The sequence below is a fragment of the Acinetobacter tandoii genome, from assembly GCF_008867985.1.
GTDB classification, from domain to species: domain Bacteria; phylum Pseudomonadota; class Gammaproteobacteria; order Pseudomonadales; family Moraxellaceae; genus Acinetobacter; species Acinetobacter tandoii.
In genome coordinates this window covers 468,706-485,947 of record NZ_VXLD01000001.1, presented here as the reverse complement: position 1 = coordinate 485,947, position 17,242 = coordinate 468,706, and the positions used below count along the sequence as shown (strand labels likewise).

Sequence of the window (17,242 nt, the reverse complement as noted above, 5' to 3'; positions counted from 1 at the left end):
ACTTACTCCTCAATTTTGATTGTGATTGTTGCTCCAGCCTGAGCCTTTCCACTAATGCTTGAACCGTCAAACTTCATATTGGCTGATAATGATTCATCCACATTCACCGTAATATTTGCCACAGGCACCGTGTTCCCTGCCACCTGTGATTTGGTTACAGTCGCAGTCAAAATCAGACTCGCAGATTCGACAAAGAAAGCATGTTCAAAAATTTGGTAAGATGCATAACCATCACGAACAGACCAAAGTTTTAAGGTATGCGGTTGGTTCTGCAGTAGTACAGAAGACAGAATGGTGATCGTATTTGCTGTAATATTCGCACCTGAATCTAAAACCACGTTTTCAGAAATTAACTCATAGCTATACGTTACCTCTGCCTCAATAGTTACCCCTGCATCATAGAAGCCTAAAATTGAACCTCCTGTTTGCTGCACACGGTTTCGATCCCCCCAAGTCAACACAATATCATTTGTCACAACCAATGTTTCAGGATAGTACGCATCATTGATTTTCACATTCGCAGGTGGATATGGGCAAATAGCACGCGACTGAATTTCTACAGATTGTGCCGTGACAGCATTAAGATCAAGAACACCGCTTGGCGTCGTTGATAATGCTTTTACATTTATCACTTCACTATCTGCATATTCAGTCGAATCAATTGCAACAAAGTCATCTGCAAAAAATAAGACACTATCATCAGCATGAATTTGCGGAATTGAATCCAGAGCACCGCGCTTTACTGTTAATAACTTAGATGCTGTATCAAAACCCTGAAACACCATAATTTCATTGTTTATAAAGATTTGACTTCCAATTCGAACCGATTCCAGATCCCCAACATTTTTTAAAATAAAAGATGAAGTAAGGCGATCGATCAACTGATCGAGTTGAGCTGTTTCACAGTACTGAATCACTGCGGAATTTTCATATCCAGTGCCAGCATCTGTATGCATTTGGGCATTCAGCGAGTTATTTTGAGAACGTTGTGCTACGACAGCAACATACCCTGCATCTGGGTTATAAGCTAACTCATCATCTACTGTACGTTGCCCATAAGCTTGTACCGCCTCAAAATAAGATAACTCAAAAGCTTTAAATAAAATGGGTTGCGGTGGCAATGGTGTCACATCAATCTTGTCATCAATAACGACTGTAGATGTTAATTCATCTGAGAAATGGGTAACTTCAACAAAATCAATACTGACAGTATTGTCTATGCCATCACCGAGATTGATGCTCATAATACGCACAGGTAAATCCACAATGTTTTTGCGTGACCAATTTAGCTTCACAATGTCATAGCGGTTCCACTTACGTGCCTGATTGTAGCCAGTCGTAAAAGATCCTTTCCAACACGGTGTTGTGAATTGTTTGAGCTTCCATTGCGCTACGACTGCAGCATTACGCTGATTCATAAAATATGGAAAATCTGAACTCTCAGCATTCACTCGACCACTCATATTCTTGATGGATGCATTTTCAGAAATTGAAAATGATGCATTTTTAATATTATTGCGATCGTAATAACTCACATTAAGTTGATTCACTACATCATCTGCATTCTGGACTTCAAATGAGATAGATTTAATCTTACTTTCAGCAAGTGTGTGAATTTCATCTTCTTTAAACCAGTCGTCACGAAACAGCACCATTTCATATAAGCCTGTTTGACGATTGACTCGAATCCCCGCTTCAATGTGCGAGCACAATTCATTAATGGCATCCACACATGATTTTTCAGTGATCGCCCATGAAATTCCTAGTTTTTCCTCCCATATTCTATCTGCAGCTTTAGCAAAATTAACGTCATTTATGTCAGATTCAGGCATATTCATTGCCGTGTCGTCAGTTAATATTTCACGTATTTTATGGACTGGATTTATATCTCCAGAATATGAGATATTTTTATATACATCAGGATAAAAAACTTGAACACTAAGTGGAAAAATCCTATTTGACTGTTGATTTATGGATATTTGATGAGGTTTGCAAGTTATATTTACAGATAGAGAGTCACCAAAGAAAGTAATAGAATACTCATGTCTAGTTAGGTTGCCTGTCAATTCAACATGATTAACGCTGAACTCAATAACACTTTGATTATTAAAATAAACCATAGGAACATAAGCATAATCCCTAGCACCATCAGTATGAAGCGTAAAAAATATTTTTGTTGTAGCTTGAGATGATCCAATAAAATTAAATCCACCTGTAACATCTCCCTTATAGCGACTATTATGTTCTGGATTATTGTCATCCCATGAGTTACCAGCATAATCAATTTGGCTACTTGTTAAAATATAATTAAAAGCTAGCGACTTATCCCATTCTGCAAACCCAGCACTTGATGATGTGTTTTCCTCAATATCATCCTTCAACATTAATCCTATAGTTGCCAAGTATGGAACACTGACACTATCGTCACTTGTTATTTCTGATGGTATTTCTGACATTGAATCATGCCATTGTGGACTACCATCATTTTTAACGTGAATTCGCTTCGGCCACAGCAACATTTCTTTTGGATAGCCTGAGTTCCCCAGATAAAAATCTTCAAATGCAAGATAGGATTGAAACGGATAAGCCAATGGTGGTAAGTCATTTTCAGCAAGATAATCTGTGTAAAAAGAGACTGGCATAGGATTGGCTGTGCCATAACGTGCATGGATTTGTCCTGCAATGCCTCCCTCATTTTCCCCAAACAAATTTGGTTTATTGATCGTTCCAACATCCAATGGATTACCCTGATCATCAAGTAATGGGATTGCCCATCCACGCTTATCAAAATTAATGCCCAGCAATTTTTCAATCGGATTACCAATAAACAAAAGGAAATTGGCAAAGTATTGATAGCCTGTGACTTGCTTACTGCTCCCGCCCATTTTTTACATACTCCACAACTTGCTGCGCCATTGCATCATTAGCTTTTTCAACTTTCTCTAGATCAATTCCATTTTCGAGAAAGTCTTTCCAATCCCAACCTTTGGACAAAAAAATGCCCGCGATCCGCGAGCACACATCTGGGTTTTGCGTAAATCACACATATAGATTTTCATTACTTACCTGACTTGGATTTAATTGGTGTAGTTCGTTGCCCCCAAATATGCGTCATGTTGCCATACATGTGCGGACTTCCCGCAATGTCTGAAAATGAAGTTCCTTCATCTGCAATCGTTCCATCCAGTTGATTAGCCTCTTGCTTATTTTTCTTTTGCATTTTGCGCATGGTGTAGTAGCTATATGCTGCTGTGGCCACCATCAACGCAAGCATGGCGTAAATTACCCAAGGTGCAATAACCATTTGACTCTCCTCATTTAATTAATTGCGTATAAATTGGGTTGCTATTCGGAATAAATGGATGCCCAGCAAACCGTAAATTATTGGCAAATTTCTCATGACACATTTTCAAAGACTGATCACAACCTGGTGCAACACGCACCACATCCCCAACAGTCAAACCGACATGCTGCCGATACAGCTTGGCACCCGTACCAGATCCAGTGTGCAATAAGGTATGCACCCCATCTTTAAGTAGTAATCCGAGATCCAAATAGCCTGCAGCATAGGTTTTGGTTTCCATCATGGGTTGATCAAACTCATCCAGAACTGGATCACCATTTTCATCCAGTACTTGGGTTGGATTGACCGTAAATGAAATATTCAAACCGCTGATTGCAGTGATCGTCACATCAAACGACCATTCATCAAAAGAAAGACCGCAGAAGCGATCATAAATTGAATTTGGGCATGTGGCCTGAAACTTCCGCGTTAGAATATTTCGATTTAAGAATGATTCCCCAGTTTCACAAACAAGCGTCATGGTATCGGCTGATTCATCAAACTTAGGTTGAGTCACGCGACCTTTGTGTAATACCAGTGTTTGATTATTTAAAAGCTCTAAAATGGTGATCGTTACCCCGCCATAGAATATCTTGTTAATGAATACAGCTTTCAGATCATCCCCATCTGCATTAAGCAAATTCATTTGCGGAAAAGTCACTTCGGTATCACATTTATCAATGCTTTCATCTTCAATCACAGTACGTTGTAAGCCACGAACTGGTAAATATTCAATACTGTTATGGACCACAGTTTTACGTGCACTGGTAAAATTCCAAGTCTTATCCCCATGCTTAAGCTGATACAGCTCGACACGTGTTTTCATGAAGATAACTCCGTTATTGGCACCGTGACTTGTGTGATTCCAGCACCTAAAAACTGAAATTCAATTTGATCTGCATCAAAGCGATGTAGACCCAAATAGCACACTTTCTGAATGTCACTCACTAGCACATTCAAAGCGGGTGAAACTGTCAAAGTCGTTGCTGTTTTGGCTGTAATCGCATGTGCCATCCAGACATCATTAATCTTGACGGCAATATGCTCGCGATCCGCTTCCAAGAAATATGCGGTATCTGTATTCAGTACGTTATAGACCGTGCCTGTGTTGGTGATATGCAAATGCTTTTCATACAACGGCATCCAAAATGCTTTTAAACGTCCCATGCGTCGAAACAGAAAACGTCGGTATTCATGAAATTCTAACCAGTCTTTTAGTACTGATTTAAACGGCTTCATGTAGCGCGGCTTGGCATGATGGGTAAATTGCTGAAATCCACCAATGCTTCCATCGACAATGCTTTGCTGCTGGGTCAAGGTCATCTCTAAAGAATCACCATCCAAGCGCAAGGGATTGAAATACAGGTCATCGCCCAAGTATTGCATTGGTTCATCACCATCATGTTCGGGCAAATCCTCAGCAATCACACGAAAGACCACCGAAGCATTGGACCAGAAACCACCCGCATTGATCGAGGCATCGCCATCAATAATGCAGATCCGCAAAGGCATCATCACCGCATTGGTTACCGTGATATTTGCTGAAAGTCGAAAGCCGTCCTGATATTCAGTGATTAATGGCTGAATCACTTCATTGGTTTCAGGATCTCGAATTTCTTCTTGTACAATGATGTAGCGCCCGATCTCGGTAATTTCGACCACCTCAACACCTTCACGACTCTCTATAAAAGCGAAACCGACTTTTAAGTCGGCTTGAGTACTTGATGTATCCAGGATAATAAAATCATCCTCAGCAATATCAGGAATGCTTCGCTTTACTTGTCGAAGTGGTATGCCCCAGTACTTACGTAAATTGGCATACAGCATATGGAACATGTCGCCCATGGCTTTCTGCATTTGCACGTACTTAAAGCTGAGGATCTGCCGTGGTGCATCTCGCAATGCACTACGTTCTTCACTCCCCTCAAATGATTCATGAACTTCAGTTAAGAACTCAAGCCGTTCAGTAGATTCAAGTAGAGGGCAATTTGTTAATACATGCACCTCACCATATGCTGTTTGTATTTTCATTTTGTCCTCAAATATTAGGCATTAATAAACCGCCCATTTGGACGGTCAATTACAGTATTAAATTAATCAAAAAGTTCTGGATAATCCGTCAGTGCTCTTAAGCAAGTTGCGTTTCTGCCAGTTTCTTCCAGTTCACTTTTGGTTGAGAATATACCAACACGAGTTGCATTCCCCATTGTGGTTTCACCATATTGGGCTATACATTGTTTGCTCATTTGGAAAATAGCTTCAGCAATTTCGCTGTTCGCACTTTCTTCATCAAGGTTACATTGTGATTTGATAGTCATCATATAACCTAAGATATCTGCATTATCCTTACAATCATCTAGAGTTAGATTATCCAAATCCAAAGCCCATGTATTCATAGCTGTTAATGCTAATAAAGTAGTAAATATAGCTTTTAGTTTCATTTTACCCTCTTCAAAAAATTATTTTTTTCATGAATTTTCAAACAGATGAATCATACTAAAAACTATATTCACTAGCCATAGGTTTACCCAGTATCCCCCTAATATTGAAAATTGCCTAGAACGGTGGTTACCGTTTCGCATAGCCAGTTCGTTTCATATGATAAAGAAAGGCTTTTTGACCGTCTGGGCTATATAGAAGTTCTTTTGCTTCATCCTCATTTTTAACCATAATGACTCGCAATTGGTTATCGATGACTTGTTTCGGTGACTGAGTAGCCTGCTCACGATAACCATTCATTTTGGAACTTTGCATATTCAGGACTTTAGGAGCATCAAGGGCCAATCCTCCATCTGCAAAACCATTCTTAATAGACTGGCGTAAAGCAAAGAACCCTGCTGGACCACCCAATGCTGCAATTTCTTCTTGCGTCAAGACACCTTCACCACGGTGAACAATACCAGCAGGCTCATACTTACCACCATAACCAGTGAAGCCACCACCTGCAAAGCCTTGAATAGCCATCGATGAAATAGTTGCCAAAGCAGGTACTAATGCAGTCATGACAGCCATACCGCCTGCGAACTTTTGCGGTAAGGTCATTGCACTTGGATCAGCAAATGCCTGTGTATATGCAGTCCAAGCCGCAACTACTGAAGATGCAACAGAAAATGCCTGCTGCATGGCAAACATTGTTCGGTATGAACCAGACTGCTCACCTGCACTATCTTTGACTGATTGAGTTAGTTGTGAAAATGTATTTTGTCCATTCGACAAAAGCCCTTGCCACATATCCAATTGCTGTTGGTACTGATCCAAAGCCATTTGCTTTGTACTGGCAAGGTAATCAGCATCCAAAGCCTTCATGTTTTCAAGATGGAGCTTCTTGGCTAACTCAATTAGCTCATAGCGCTTTTCAACCTCATCAGGCGCACCATATTCATTCCCAATTTGATTAACGCTATTTGTATAGCGGTCAAATTCAGCAGATTTAGCCTGCTTTGACGTAATACTTAGGCTTGCATTCTGATATTGAAGTGAGTTCTTGCCGTACTTATTTGCAACACCAAATAAAGAAATTGCATCCTCAGCATTTGCTAATTGCCCAAGTAAGTCATTTTTTGATGCATCGAACTTTTCCTTTTGGGCACGGCGATAGTTTTCAACATCCTCTTGATAAGCGATCTTTTGCTTTTCTGTATACTCCTTGATAGCAGTCTGATCACCTGCGAATGCTTTTTGAATAAGAAGCAACTTCTCCTTATTATCTTCAGCCATTTGCTCTTCTTCAGTGAAGTAAATTTGCATAACAGATTTTCTTCGTTCTTCTGCTTGCTTTTTTTCCTCCTCGATTTCGGCTTCGGTATCTTTGACTAATTCAACAGCAGCTTTAGCATCTGAAACAGCTTCGGCATTGCCTTTATATCCAAGTACCGAAACATGTAAATGCCCACCTGTGGCTCGTGAAGATTTCTGCTTATACTCATCCAAAACACGAATAACAAAACCATAGCTCTTTGCAAGTTTTTTAAGCTCCGCTACGGTTACAGCAGATTTAGCTGAATCGGCAATAGTGAAGTCAAAAGCATTTCCTGTCGCATGCTTGCTATTTGTTCCTTTGTGGTAGGTATCATTGAATGCGGTAAATCTCTTTAATTCATCTCCAAGTTGTTTTTGAGCCAGTTGTGCAAAATCAGCTGTATACGCTCTGATTTGCCCTCCTGCGATTGATTCAGCAGATTTAATTCTTAAACCACTGAGAGCTGAAGCACCAACCAACTTATTCAGCTTTTCCTGTGATTCAACTTGTTTGCGGGTTGATTCTTCAATTTTCTTCTCAGACTCTTCCCGCGCCTTGGTTTGTTGTTGAAGCTTATAGCCTGCCTCAACTTGTTTAATTTCTTGAGCAGATAATGAAGCTCCTATAAAACTCAGCCCAGCGTTTTGTCGATAATCGGCAAAATATTCTGCCTTATCTCGACTCCAACCAGCAGCCATATTCGCATCAATATAATTAGCTTTAGCAACTTGATCCTGAATATCCTTTAGCGCCTCTCGTTGCTTTTGGGTTAAGATTGAAAATGCACTAGCCTGATCAAAAATTGATCTGGTATTTTCTTGATTTGTTTTAGTACTTTCTTTAACTTTACCGTTATATGCAGCAAGGATAGATTTTGCATTATTGACTGCATTAGACTCTTTGCCAACTGCCTCTGACTTACTATCAATACTTGATTTTGCAGCATTACTTACTGTCATCAAGCTATTAACTGCTGTAGCCAACTGATTTGAACTAATTTTACCTTGTCGATACTGTTCGAAAAGTTGAGAGGCAATCTCACGGTCTTTTTCCGAAACTTGAGAATTACGTGTGATTGCATCTATAAGCCCAAGAAGCTCATTTCTTTGTTCTCGATAAACTTTATTGGCCTCGTTAAGTTCATCAGTTGCTTTTCGAGTGAGTACACGCTTCTGAGTGGCATCCAGCTTTTCATATTCTGCTGTTAATTCAGCAATCGATTTACCCTGTGTACTTAAAGATGGATCTAAAGAATCGCTAGACTTTTTCATATACAGAAACGCTGCTCCAGCAGCAATCCCCTGAACAGCTAGCATAGCTAAACCAGCTGGTCCACCAAGAAACGCCATTGCCCCCCGAAGCATCCCCATACTAGCTGCAGTTCCGGTAGCCCTACCTTGAAGTGCCATTAATGATACTTCCATTACCCCTGCACGAATTGCAGCCATAGTAAATGTGCCTGCTAAAATTGTCCCCTGAACAACTAACTTAGTTGCTATCGCAGCGGTTAGTGCAAGAGCTACCGCTTTAATATCATCCATATTATCGGATACAGTTTGAATTACTGGTACAACAGCATTCACAAAAGTCGCTTGCAAGCCTTCCCATTGTAAATTTAATAACTGGACATTTTCTTTAGCCAACACAAGACTTTGAATCATATCATCTGACAAAATTGCATTGGCTCTTTCAGCAGCATCCCCCCATTTCTTAAAGCCTTCACCACCATTTTCAAGCAATGGAATAAGCAGCGACGAATCAGAAATGATCGCTTCCATATAAAACTTCATATCATTCTGGGTAGCATTTACTTTTTGAAGCGAGTTGTAATACAGCTGTAACGCCTCTGGACCTGAAAGTTTCTGAAATTGCTGAATGGTTACGCCAACTCTTGGGGCAATATTCTCAAAAAAGTCCGCCAATGGACCTCCACCAGATTGATGAAAATCACCAATACGATCCTGCATATCTTTCATTTTGTCTGCAAAAGACTCCATTGAGATACCTGCTGTTTCAGCACCTTTTGCGTAATATTGGAAATCTCTAAAAGTAGTATTTGCCAATTGTGCAAATTTCTTAATATCACTGCCTGTTTGAATCGTTTGATCAGCAAAAGCAACTAAACCACCTACTGAAATTCCTGCGACAGCTGCGCCCAATGCAGTCGCAGCCACAGTTGCAACGCTAAAACTGTCTGCAATATTATTGCTTGAATTTCTTGCTTGACGTTCCGCTCTTGTCATTGGCCCAGTAAAACTCCCAATTCGTGCGACTAAATCTAGGGTTAGTCTGCCCAGTGAAGCTGCTGCCATAACTTTTCCTCAGGCAATAAAAAACCTCCTGAAGGAGGCTATCTTTATTTATGATGCTCTATCTAGACGCAGGAGAAACCAACCTAAGCTGATTCCTTACCCCGTACCAAAATTAGCTTCCATATATTCTTCAAGAGATATTTCCTTACGCTGTTCATTTTTGGCATGAAGTCATAAGGATCTACTTCCTTGTGAATCTTCAAGCTAGTGTAATGCGCTGTCCAGTTACCAAAAGCATGTTCGAGCCTACGCCCAAAAAATAAAGAGCCATACTTTTTACGGTAGGCTCTCCAAATGTTTAGTTCAGCATTGTTTATGTTTGCTTGCGCTTCTTCGATGGTACTTCCACCGATTCCGTTGAGGACAAGTTCGCACCAGAATTCATTTCGCTCGAATTCTTCTTCGGTGACTTTCCCGTAAAGTTGTTCACCTTGTCAGCTTCTTGATATACCGCATCAATGAACTTTGGATCAGAAGTATATACATCAGTAAGTGAAGTGAAAAACGGCGTTCCTTTCCCATCTTCACAAATCGAACCAATCAAACGTGAAGCGACCAAACGACTACCATTGATTTCTTTTAACACTGGGTCATCTGGGTTTGTCACGATATCCCATTCAAAAGCCTTTGCTACTTCTTGCTGAGCAATGAATGAAAGTCGCTTAATAAAGACCTGTCCTTCAAGTTCAACTTCATCACCGACAGTCATCTCCGATTTACTCGTGAGCTCTTTAAGGTCTTCAAGGTTCTCTTCTGTAGCAAATACCTTCCATGTTACTGTTCGCTCAATTGGCGCACCACTTTGGGTAACTTTTCGAAGGGCTTTAAGATTTGTTTTAGCCATTATGGAATCACTCGTGGAGTTGTGATGACAGCGGATGTACGTACCAAGGTGAAGGTGTAACCAATCAATGAGTCCTGTTCAACGGTTGGTGCTGCTGGGTTTAAGTAGCCTTGGAAAGACCACCAAATTCGTGTTTCAGGTAGATCAATACCTGTCGTAACATCATAAGTTGGCGGTGTTTGGTTATGACTGGAACCAACATACCACTCAACCTTTTCACCAGAATCAGCTAACGCGATAAGCTGTAAATGGCTTGCGTTTTCATCATCTAGGTCAATCTGAATGGAACCTTCACCAGGATCTCGTAAACCGCGCTCATAATCCTTCGTGTCTGAATCCAAGCAAGTTGCATCAATCTTAGAAAAGGAATCCTCTCCAAAAGTAAATGCTTTAGGGCAACTGAAGCGTACAACTGCACCTGCGATAACAGCAAATACTTGCGTACGTTGCGCTTTAATACGTGCCATGAGTAGCTACTCCTCTTTTTAGGCATAAAAAACCGCCCTTTAAGGCGGTTAAGTTGGAAAATAAATCTGTTATCTGTTTAACCACCAATTCGCATCAAACCCACGTCCAAAAACATTAGTATCGAGAATTCGCTCAAAATGGTTGGGGTGAATACTGGTTACATAACAATATGGTTCAAGTGCAGTACGAATGGCTGCTCGAATATCAGAAGCACACTTTTGACTGCTGTCATAAACTACGATCTGGAATGAGACATGATCAATATCCGCTGCACAGTCCAAGTTGTTTTCAGGATTTGCAGTCACAACTGACCAAACTGCATAAGGATATGCTGTACCTGCTGGTGCAATATCCTCAAACACTTTTAAGGGATTATTCCCTAGTAATGCTGTGACATTTGAATCTGCTTTTAATGTTGGAACCACTGGAAGAATATTCATAGTTTTGCAAGTTCCTTATCGAGCTCAGTACTAAAGTTCTGTGCAAATGAATCTGTCACAGCCTGAATATTGTTTTCTAAAGCAGGTCGCATAAATGGGGTTGGTGGTTGTCTGGATGTACCAAACTCTAGAAATCTCCAATAAAATACGCGACCATCAGTTTTGTAAGACTGACCTACTCTACCTGATCGTCTATTTTGAGCATTGTTTGTATATGGAATTCTTGCCCCACCACGGACACCAACTCGCATAACCACAGTATTTTTGTCCCTAGACTTGCCAGGCTGCATTACAATTTCTTTATAGATTTGCTCTGATGTACTTGGATCATCTAAAGTCTTTGCATTGTTACGTGCTGCATCACGGACAATTGCCATAGCTTTACGCGCTGAACGCCTTGCAGCATTTTTTGCTAAACGTGGATTAGCCAAGGCTCTGAGCTTTCGCTCAATTTCATCCATCCCCGTTATTTCAACCTCAACAACCATGGCCTACTCCATTACTGCAAGCTCCAACGTCATATAGATCTTACCGTTCTCATTGTCAGGCTTAGGTGGTGAAACAATCTGAAAGGTGTACCCGTCCCAAAGCACGCGCATTTCTGTAGTGATGTCACTACGTTTACGCAGCTTTAGACGGGCTGTAGTTAGTGATCCAGAAGCCTTGGCATTGATTGCATCTTTAACTGATAAAAACTCAACCTTAGCCCAGAGCTTTTTGAACTCAGCCCACGTTTCAGTTTCATGGTTGTTTTCATCGTAAGTTACAGTTTTACTTTGGATCGTGACTCGATGGCAGAGTTCTTGGGTTAAGTCCATAAATTAAACTCCCATTTCTCTGAATTTTTGCAACAATGACCAATAAGCCTGTGGTTTATCGTCTAAGCTTCGGCTGTAACGGTACTGAACAAAGATAAGGCGTGCAGAATCTAATGCTTCGTTATCAACCAAATCTGTTTCATTGATACGGTCTGCTTCATCTGCAATAATCTTACGGTCTAGATCATTCTGAATTACGACGTTGGCTTCAACAATCCAGTCCTCTATAAGATCATCTTCAGTGTCATCGTCCACTCGACAATGCTTTTTAGCTTTCTGTAGATTGATCATCAGGTTTCACCTGCTTGGCTGGTGTTTTCTTAACTTTTGGCTCAACTACTTCAGAAGCTTCCGCTAATACCCCTTTAGCAACTAAATGCTTTACATCATTAGGATTGGCTTCTCGTTGTTCACCTGTACGATAGAATTTATCGCCATAGTGCTCACACTTAACTGTATAAATTGCCATTTTAAACTCCAAAAATAAGGGGCTAAATGCCCCTTATTTAAATCGATTAAGGTACAGGAACAATGTCACCATAGATGAATGCTTCAGGACGATACACCGCCAAAGCCAAGCGCTCTTCAGCAAGAATTGTTACCATGTTTTTGATGAAGTCATCTTCGTTTTCTGTCGCTACTTCAACACGAGATAACCAGCGGTCAAACAGTTGAGCCCCCATAGAGAAAGCGCCCGTCAGGAACTTATTCACTGTAATTGCTTGGGTTTCTACAACTGGCAATTTCCATAAAGTTGGGTTTAATGCTCCCTGTGGATTGCCAATAATGTACTGGCCCGAAGTGTCTTTCAGTGTTTCGATTGCAGCCCAATCAATCGGGTTCAATACATGTCCACTTGCTGGATATTCAGCTAGGACTGCTTGTAACATTGCGAAGCGCAAGGTATCAATTTTACTTTCTGCTGAAGTTGTGACACCCGCTGGACGAACATATGGGGTTGCTTGTGGAATGATACCCAGTAAGTTTTGACCAGTACCATCGCCATTCAGAATTTGGTTTTCTTCTTTGAACGCCAAGCCATAACGTAAGCGACCATCAATATAAGACTGTAACTGCGATGCATCATCCAAAATTTGACGCGATGCCTTCATGAAATGTGCAATTACTTTTGCATTTGTCGATTTCAAATCAAATTTGATATCAGACTGTGGCTTCAATGCACCTTCCGCGACCATTGCTGCAGCATTGGTAAAACCTGTTTCTTGTACGAATTCCAAAGCGTTGCCATCCATACGACCAGGCATAAGCAAATCACGAATCGTAAGCTTACGCTCAGGTGGCGCAACGATGCCAGGAATACGTGTGGTTTGCACTAAATCGCCTGCTGCACCTGCTGTATCTGTTGTTGCAGAAGTAATCGTGGCTTTAATTTCAAGATTTGCTTTACCTCGCTGTCCAGCTGAACCTTGCAATGATTTAAATTGCTCAGTTTCCACAAACTGACGCCCCAAAGACTTAAATTCTTCAGGTGCATCGCCCGGACGGCGGGCCATTTTCTGCTCAAGTTCATCTAAACGCGCTTTGGTTTCATTCAGCTTGGTAATCGCTTCATCGGCTGCCTGTTTGGCACCTTCCGCAATTTTATCACCATGTTCACGCTTACCTTTGAAGTCTTCGGCGATTCCTTTGACTTCATCAACTTGTTTTTTAAACTCTTGAGCGAGTTGTTCTAAATTCTGATCAGGCATTGCTGACTCCTTTTAAGATATTTAAAGCATTTGAAATTGATTTCGCTTCTTTGATTTCTTCCTCTGACTCGCTCAGAAGAGAGCGCAACCCTTTGCTAGCGATGGCAGTAGATTGCGATTTTGAAAATCCTGACTCTCTCAAGAATTTTTCAAATTCTGGTAACGTTGGCAGTTCGCCTTCATCTAATTTGGATTTAACTGAAGTAATCAGACTTCGATCATTCGCTGGCTGAGTCACGATAGAGATTTCACCAATATCAACCTCGATCAACTCTCGAATCCCATTGCCTTGCTGATTTGCCTTCTTGGTGGAATATCCAATGCTTAAACCATCAATGGCACCCGCTTTCAGAAGTGCATGTGTGGATTTAGCTCTCGGCACATCATCAATAAGCAATTTACCTTCAACGAATAGTCCTTTTTCGTCTTCGTAAAGGTTGGTGTAGATCCCAATTGGTTCGCTGTCGTTGTGGTTCCAAAGCACTGGTGGAAATTTATTTTTGGTTTTCCATTTATCGAGGGATACTTTGAAAGCCCCTGGCAAAATCACATCGTTGTACCAATCGATATTTCCAAAAACCGCCCCATAGCCCGAAAAAAAACCGTCCTCTTGGACGGCTTTAATTGCTAAATTAAAACTTTTTCTATTCACTTGTTTTCCCCTGTTCTTGTCCCAAAGACACCATTTGCATTTGCACCATGAGTTGATCTGCCGTTGGATCTTCAGCACGTGGCATATCCTCAAGCTCACGTACTTCATTTCGGGTATATAGCCCGTTTTGGGTCATCTTCACGTAGAAATCTGCTCTTGCTGTGTTATTTGCACGCAATAGACCATCTACCGCAAATTTAGGGCGATATTTGTATTTGTCCTGCGGCAATAGCAATTTGCGAGAAATGGTTTGCTCATATCGAACCAATTGAGGATTCAGTGAGTAGGTTAAAAAACCTTGATTAGTCTGCTCAAGGCTAGATGCCCAAGAGCTTGCTTTATTGGTATGTCCAATCAATTGCGGTGGAACCCCAAATGCACGACAAATTTCCTCAATTCCAAAGTAGCGAGATTCAAGAAGTTGCGCATCAATCGGATTAATTCGAATAGCGCTGGCAGAAGCAAGCTTCATCCCCGCCTCAAGAATCATGTATTTACCTGAATTTTCAGGCTTACTGAACTCTGCTAAATGGTTGCGCATCCGTGTACGCTGCTCACCTGTGAGCGTTTGCTCCCCTGTTTCAAGGAATCCACCAACCTTTAATCCATTTTTAAACCAGTCTTGAGCCTGATTATTAGCATCAAACTGCATGCCTATGGTTTGGGCAAAAAATTGAATTGCTGAAAGTCCAACGTAACCATCCAAGGTGAAACCTTTAAAATGCAAGATTTCATCATCAGTATAGATTTTAACTTTGCCATTTTCGGTGTAATGATATTCAAAGCCACCATCTTTCAAGCGCTTCTTAACCATTTCACTAGGGAAAAGTGGCTCTAATGAAATAACGCTTCGATCATTTCGGCGTGTAATATAGCTGTAGGCATTACCCCATAGATCTAAACATGCAGATTGGATCTGCCAAAATTCACTTGCGCACATATCTGCATTGGGCGAATCATGTAAAACTCGGTAAAGACCATGATCTTTGGCGATCTTTTTATTTGAATCATATAAATGCAATGGTAGTGTTGAGATGGTTTCAGCACGCAATTTCACGCATGCCCAAACTGCTGAAAGCTTTAAGGCTGTTTCAGGGCTGACGACCGCTCCACCAGATGACAGATAGCTATCAAAAGGATATGAAGTATCCCCCTTTTTCAATTGGGTTCTTCCAGTCAATCGTGACCAGAAACGGGACCAAAAACCCGTGTCTTGTAAATCGCTCATGCTATCACGACATCCTCTAAATACCCGTCAATGTCAAAATTCTTTGCTTCAGGTGCAAGACTCATCAATGCCACAGCGTTAAACATCGCAATCACTGGGTCAATCTTGCCAATACCAGAGTCCTGCTTAGTAATTCGCATCCCGTTACCGATCATCACGACTCGTGCATTGCCTACGCACCAAACCATAAGTTGTTGCCCTGCATGCCAAAGGTTGCCCTCTGCCAATTTCCGCTCGGTTGTCATGATATAGCCCATGAGCTTGTGGCCTTGTGGTACCGCTACAAGAACCTCTTCAGGGATGCCTGCACCAGTTAATCCATCAATAAGACCACCTAGACCTTGCGGATCTAGTCCAATTTTGTCGAGCTTACCGCTGTCATAAATTTGCTTTGCGATTAGCGCCAGCTGGTCAATGTCTTCACCCACTCTATCGACAACAACAAGGCTCCCTTCTTGCTCGAAGTCTTTATATTTGGGAATGTTCTCTTTACGGCGTTCTAAGGCAAGTTTATTTGCCCAAGCGCGACTCCATAACCACCAGATACGAGGATCTTTCTTCAACCGCCCTAAGGCAGCAAAGCCAAGTAAGTCATCAAGTCCACCACCATCAATTCCCAAGGTGATCAGTTCTGATTGTTCAATCAGTTGCTCAAGACCGAATACATGCTTTTGCTGATTCCAATATTCAGCACCTGCCCAACGGTTTGCACGCAGGTTCATGCCGATTTCGATGTTCAAATGCTTGGCAAGAAAGTCTCGAAGTGACTCTTCACCCGCATCTTTAACCTTATTGAACTCTGAAATCAGATACTCAAGGTCAACAGAAGCACCTAAATTCGGGTTGGTGATGTAGAAATTCTCTGGTTTTAAGTGCTCACCAGCTTCCACCAGGTGTTTAGGAAATTCATAAATCAGCGGTAAAAAGGCTTTATCCTCTTTGATTCCATCTCTTACATCGCGGGCATAATCCAATAATTGCTTAAATACACCGCAAGGCACTTCATCTGACATGGTGGAAAGGTAAATTACGCATCCTTCAGGTCGTGATGCTAATCCACCTTTTGCTTCACGGAACATAGATTCCGCATTGGCACGTTTACCAAAAAGCCAAACCTCATCTATCAAAATGATAGAGGCTTTCTTACCTGCCGCGGCATTAGATTCGGCTGCAATCACTTTAAGTGTGGCACCAGTGCCTAAATGCGTTACTGTTTTAGTGTGCTCAGAAATATTGATCATTGCACTGAGTTCTTCATCTGCTTTGATGAAGTCTCGGATCGGGTTGAAAGAGTTGTCTGCAACTTCTTTCGTTGGTGCCAAGATAATAAGTTCTGCTGAAAGTCGGTCATTCAACAATAACGCAACCAGCATCACACCTGCAGCAATCGTAGACTTGGTGTTCTTCTTGGAAATCAGAAGAAAGAACTCTCGTATCAGTCTGCGTTTTGTGTGTGGGTTGTATGCTCCAAAAATTGCACGGACAAATTCAATGACCCAATCCAGTGTGACATCACCCATCTTTGGGCTATCCATCACATCAACAAGAATCAGCTCTTTAAAAATGCGCTCTGCAACATCTGCCACTTGAGGAAATAATGGTGCACATGGCATGAGCGACTGTTTTTTGACAATACGCTCCTCCCAGTCTGGGCAAGCTGTTGTCCATTCTGGGAGCATTGCGGTCATG

At 41.4% G+C, this 17,242-nt stretch carries 18 protein-coding genes and 1 pseudogene; all 19 read right to left on the bottom strand.

Annotated elements, in window-relative coordinates; genetic code table 11:
- Window positions 1–2: 2 nt before the first annotated feature.
- The 19 genes and pseudogenes from F4W09_RS02400 to F4W09_RS02310 all read right to left on the bottom strand — a co-directional run bounded on the left by F4W09_RS02400 (window position 3) and on the right by F4W09_RS02310 (window position 17,241).
- Window positions 3–2,831 carry a phage tail protein gene (locus F4W09_RS02400; RefSeq protein ID WP_171492378.1) on the bottom strand — a complete coding sequence of 943 codons (2,829 nt, stop codon included), beginning with the start codon at window positions 2,829–2,831 and terminating at the stop codon, window positions 3–5.
- Window positions 2,832–2,868: 37 nt separating this feature from the next.
- Window positions 2,869–2,994 (bottom strand): hypothetical protein, encoded by a 126-nt coding sequence (locus F4W09_RS17385; RefSeq protein ID WP_272482698.1) that lies wholly within the window; start codon window positions 2,992–2,994, stop codon window positions 2,869–2,871.
- Window positions 2,995–3,058: 64 nt separating this feature from the next.
- Window positions 3,059–3,304: a hypothetical protein gene (locus tag F4W09_RS02390; protein ID WP_016167355.1), complete on the bottom strand. Its 246-nt coding sequence runs from the start codon at window positions 3,302–3,304 to the stop codon at window positions 3,059–3,061.
- Between the two features lie 10 nt (window positions 3,305–3,314).
- Window positions 3,315–4,169, bottom strand: coding sequence for a phage BR0599 family protein (locus F4W09_RS02385; RefSeq protein ID WP_151503900.1), 855 nt, complete (start codon window positions 4,167–4,169; stop codon window positions 3,315–3,317).
- Complete coding sequence (locus tag F4W09_RS02380) at window positions 4,166–5,374, bottom strand: hypothetical protein (protein WP_151503899.1); 1,209 nt, start codon at window positions 5,372–5,374, stop codon at window positions 4,166–4,168. The genes F4W09_RS02385 and F4W09_RS02380 overlap by 4 nt, the downstream gene beginning before the upstream one ends.
- A gap of 62 nt (window positions 5,375–5,436) precedes the next feature.
- Entirely contained in the window at window positions 5,437–5,784 is a 348-nt protein-coding gene (locus tag F4W09_RS02375; protein WP_151503898.1) for a hypothetical protein, read from the bottom strand.
- A gap of 127 nt (window positions 5,785–5,911) precedes the next feature.
- On the bottom strand, window positions 5,912–9,394 hold the full coding sequence (locus F4W09_RS02370) for a hypothetical protein (RefSeq protein WP_151503897.1): 3,483 nt from the start codon (window positions 9,392–9,394) through the stop codon (window positions 5,912–5,914).
- A gap of 96 nt (window positions 9,395–9,490) precedes the next feature.
- Window positions 9,491–9,690: pseudogene (locus F4W09_RS17260) on the bottom strand (hypothetical protein).
- A 17-nt stretch (window positions 9,691–9,707) separates the two neighbouring features.
- Complete coding sequence (locus tag F4W09_RS02360; RefSeq protein WP_151503896.1) at window positions 9,708–10,238, bottom strand: phage tail assembly chaperone family protein, TAC; 531 nt, start codon at window positions 10,236–10,238, stop codon at window positions 9,708–9,710.
- Window positions 10,238–10,705, bottom strand: coding sequence for a phage tail tube protein (locus tag F4W09_RS02355; RefSeq protein ID WP_116763080.1), 468 nt, complete (start codon window positions 10,703–10,705; stop codon window positions 10,238–10,240). Before F4W09_RS02355 ends, F4W09_RS02360 begins: the two co-directional genes overlap by 1 nt.
- A 69-nt stretch (window positions 10,706–10,774) precedes the next feature.
- The gene (locus F4W09_RS02350; RefSeq protein ID WP_151503895.1) at window positions 10,775–11,146 is read right to left on the bottom strand and encodes a DUF3168 domain-containing protein; all 372 of its coding nucleotides are present in this window, start codon (window positions 11,144–11,146) and stop codon (window positions 10,775–10,777) included.
- Window positions 11,143–11,634 carry an HK97-gp10 family putative phage morphogenesis protein gene (locus tag F4W09_RS02345; RefSeq protein WP_151503894.1) on the bottom strand — a complete coding sequence of 164 codons (492 nt, stop codon included), beginning with the start codon at window positions 11,632–11,634 and terminating at the stop codon, window positions 11,143–11,145. The genes F4W09_RS02350 and F4W09_RS02345 overlap by 4 nt, the downstream gene beginning before the upstream one ends.
- A gap of 3 nt (window positions 11,635–11,637) precedes the next feature.
- Window positions 11,638–11,964 carry a phage head closure protein gene (locus tag F4W09_RS02340; protein ID WP_151503893.1) on the bottom strand — a complete coding sequence of 109 codons (327 nt, stop codon included), beginning with the start codon at window positions 11,962–11,964 and terminating at the stop codon, window positions 11,638–11,640.
- Between the two features lie 3 nt (window positions 11,965–11,967).
- Complete coding sequence (locus tag F4W09_RS02335) at window positions 11,968–12,255, bottom strand: head-tail connector protein (RefSeq protein WP_151503892.1); 288 nt, start codon at window positions 12,253–12,255, stop codon at window positions 11,968–11,970.
- Complete coding sequence (locus F4W09_RS02330; protein ID WP_151503891.1) at window positions 12,233–12,433, bottom strand: hypothetical protein; 201 nt, start codon at window positions 12,431–12,433, stop codon at window positions 12,233–12,235. Before F4W09_RS02330 ends, F4W09_RS02335 begins: the two co-directional genes overlap by 23 nt.
- A 46-nt stretch (window positions 12,434–12,479) precedes the next feature.
- Window positions 12,480–13,673, bottom strand: coding sequence for a phage major capsid protein (locus F4W09_RS02325; RefSeq protein WP_151503890.1), 1,194 nt, complete (start codon window positions 13,671–13,673; stop codon window positions 12,480–12,482).
- Window positions 13,666–14,325 carry an HK97 family phage prohead protease gene (locus F4W09_RS02320; RefSeq protein ID WP_151503889.1) on the bottom strand — a complete coding sequence of 220 codons (660 nt, stop codon included), beginning with the start codon at window positions 14,323–14,325 and terminating at the stop codon, window positions 13,666–13,668. Before F4W09_RS02320 ends, F4W09_RS02325 begins: the two co-directional genes overlap by 8 nt.
- A complete protein-coding gene (locus F4W09_RS02315) occupies window positions 14,318–15,553 on the bottom strand; it encodes a phage portal protein (RefSeq protein WP_151503888.1) in 1,236 nt (411 codons plus the stop codon). The genes F4W09_RS02320 and F4W09_RS02315 overlap by 8 nt, the downstream gene beginning before the upstream one ends.
- Window positions 15,550–17,241, bottom strand: coding sequence for a terminase large subunit (locus tag F4W09_RS02310; protein WP_151503887.1), 1,692 nt, complete (start codon window positions 17,239–17,241; stop codon window positions 15,550–15,552). The genes F4W09_RS02315 and F4W09_RS02310 overlap by 4 nt, the downstream gene beginning before the upstream one ends.
- Window position 17,242 lies beyond the last annotated feature (1 nt).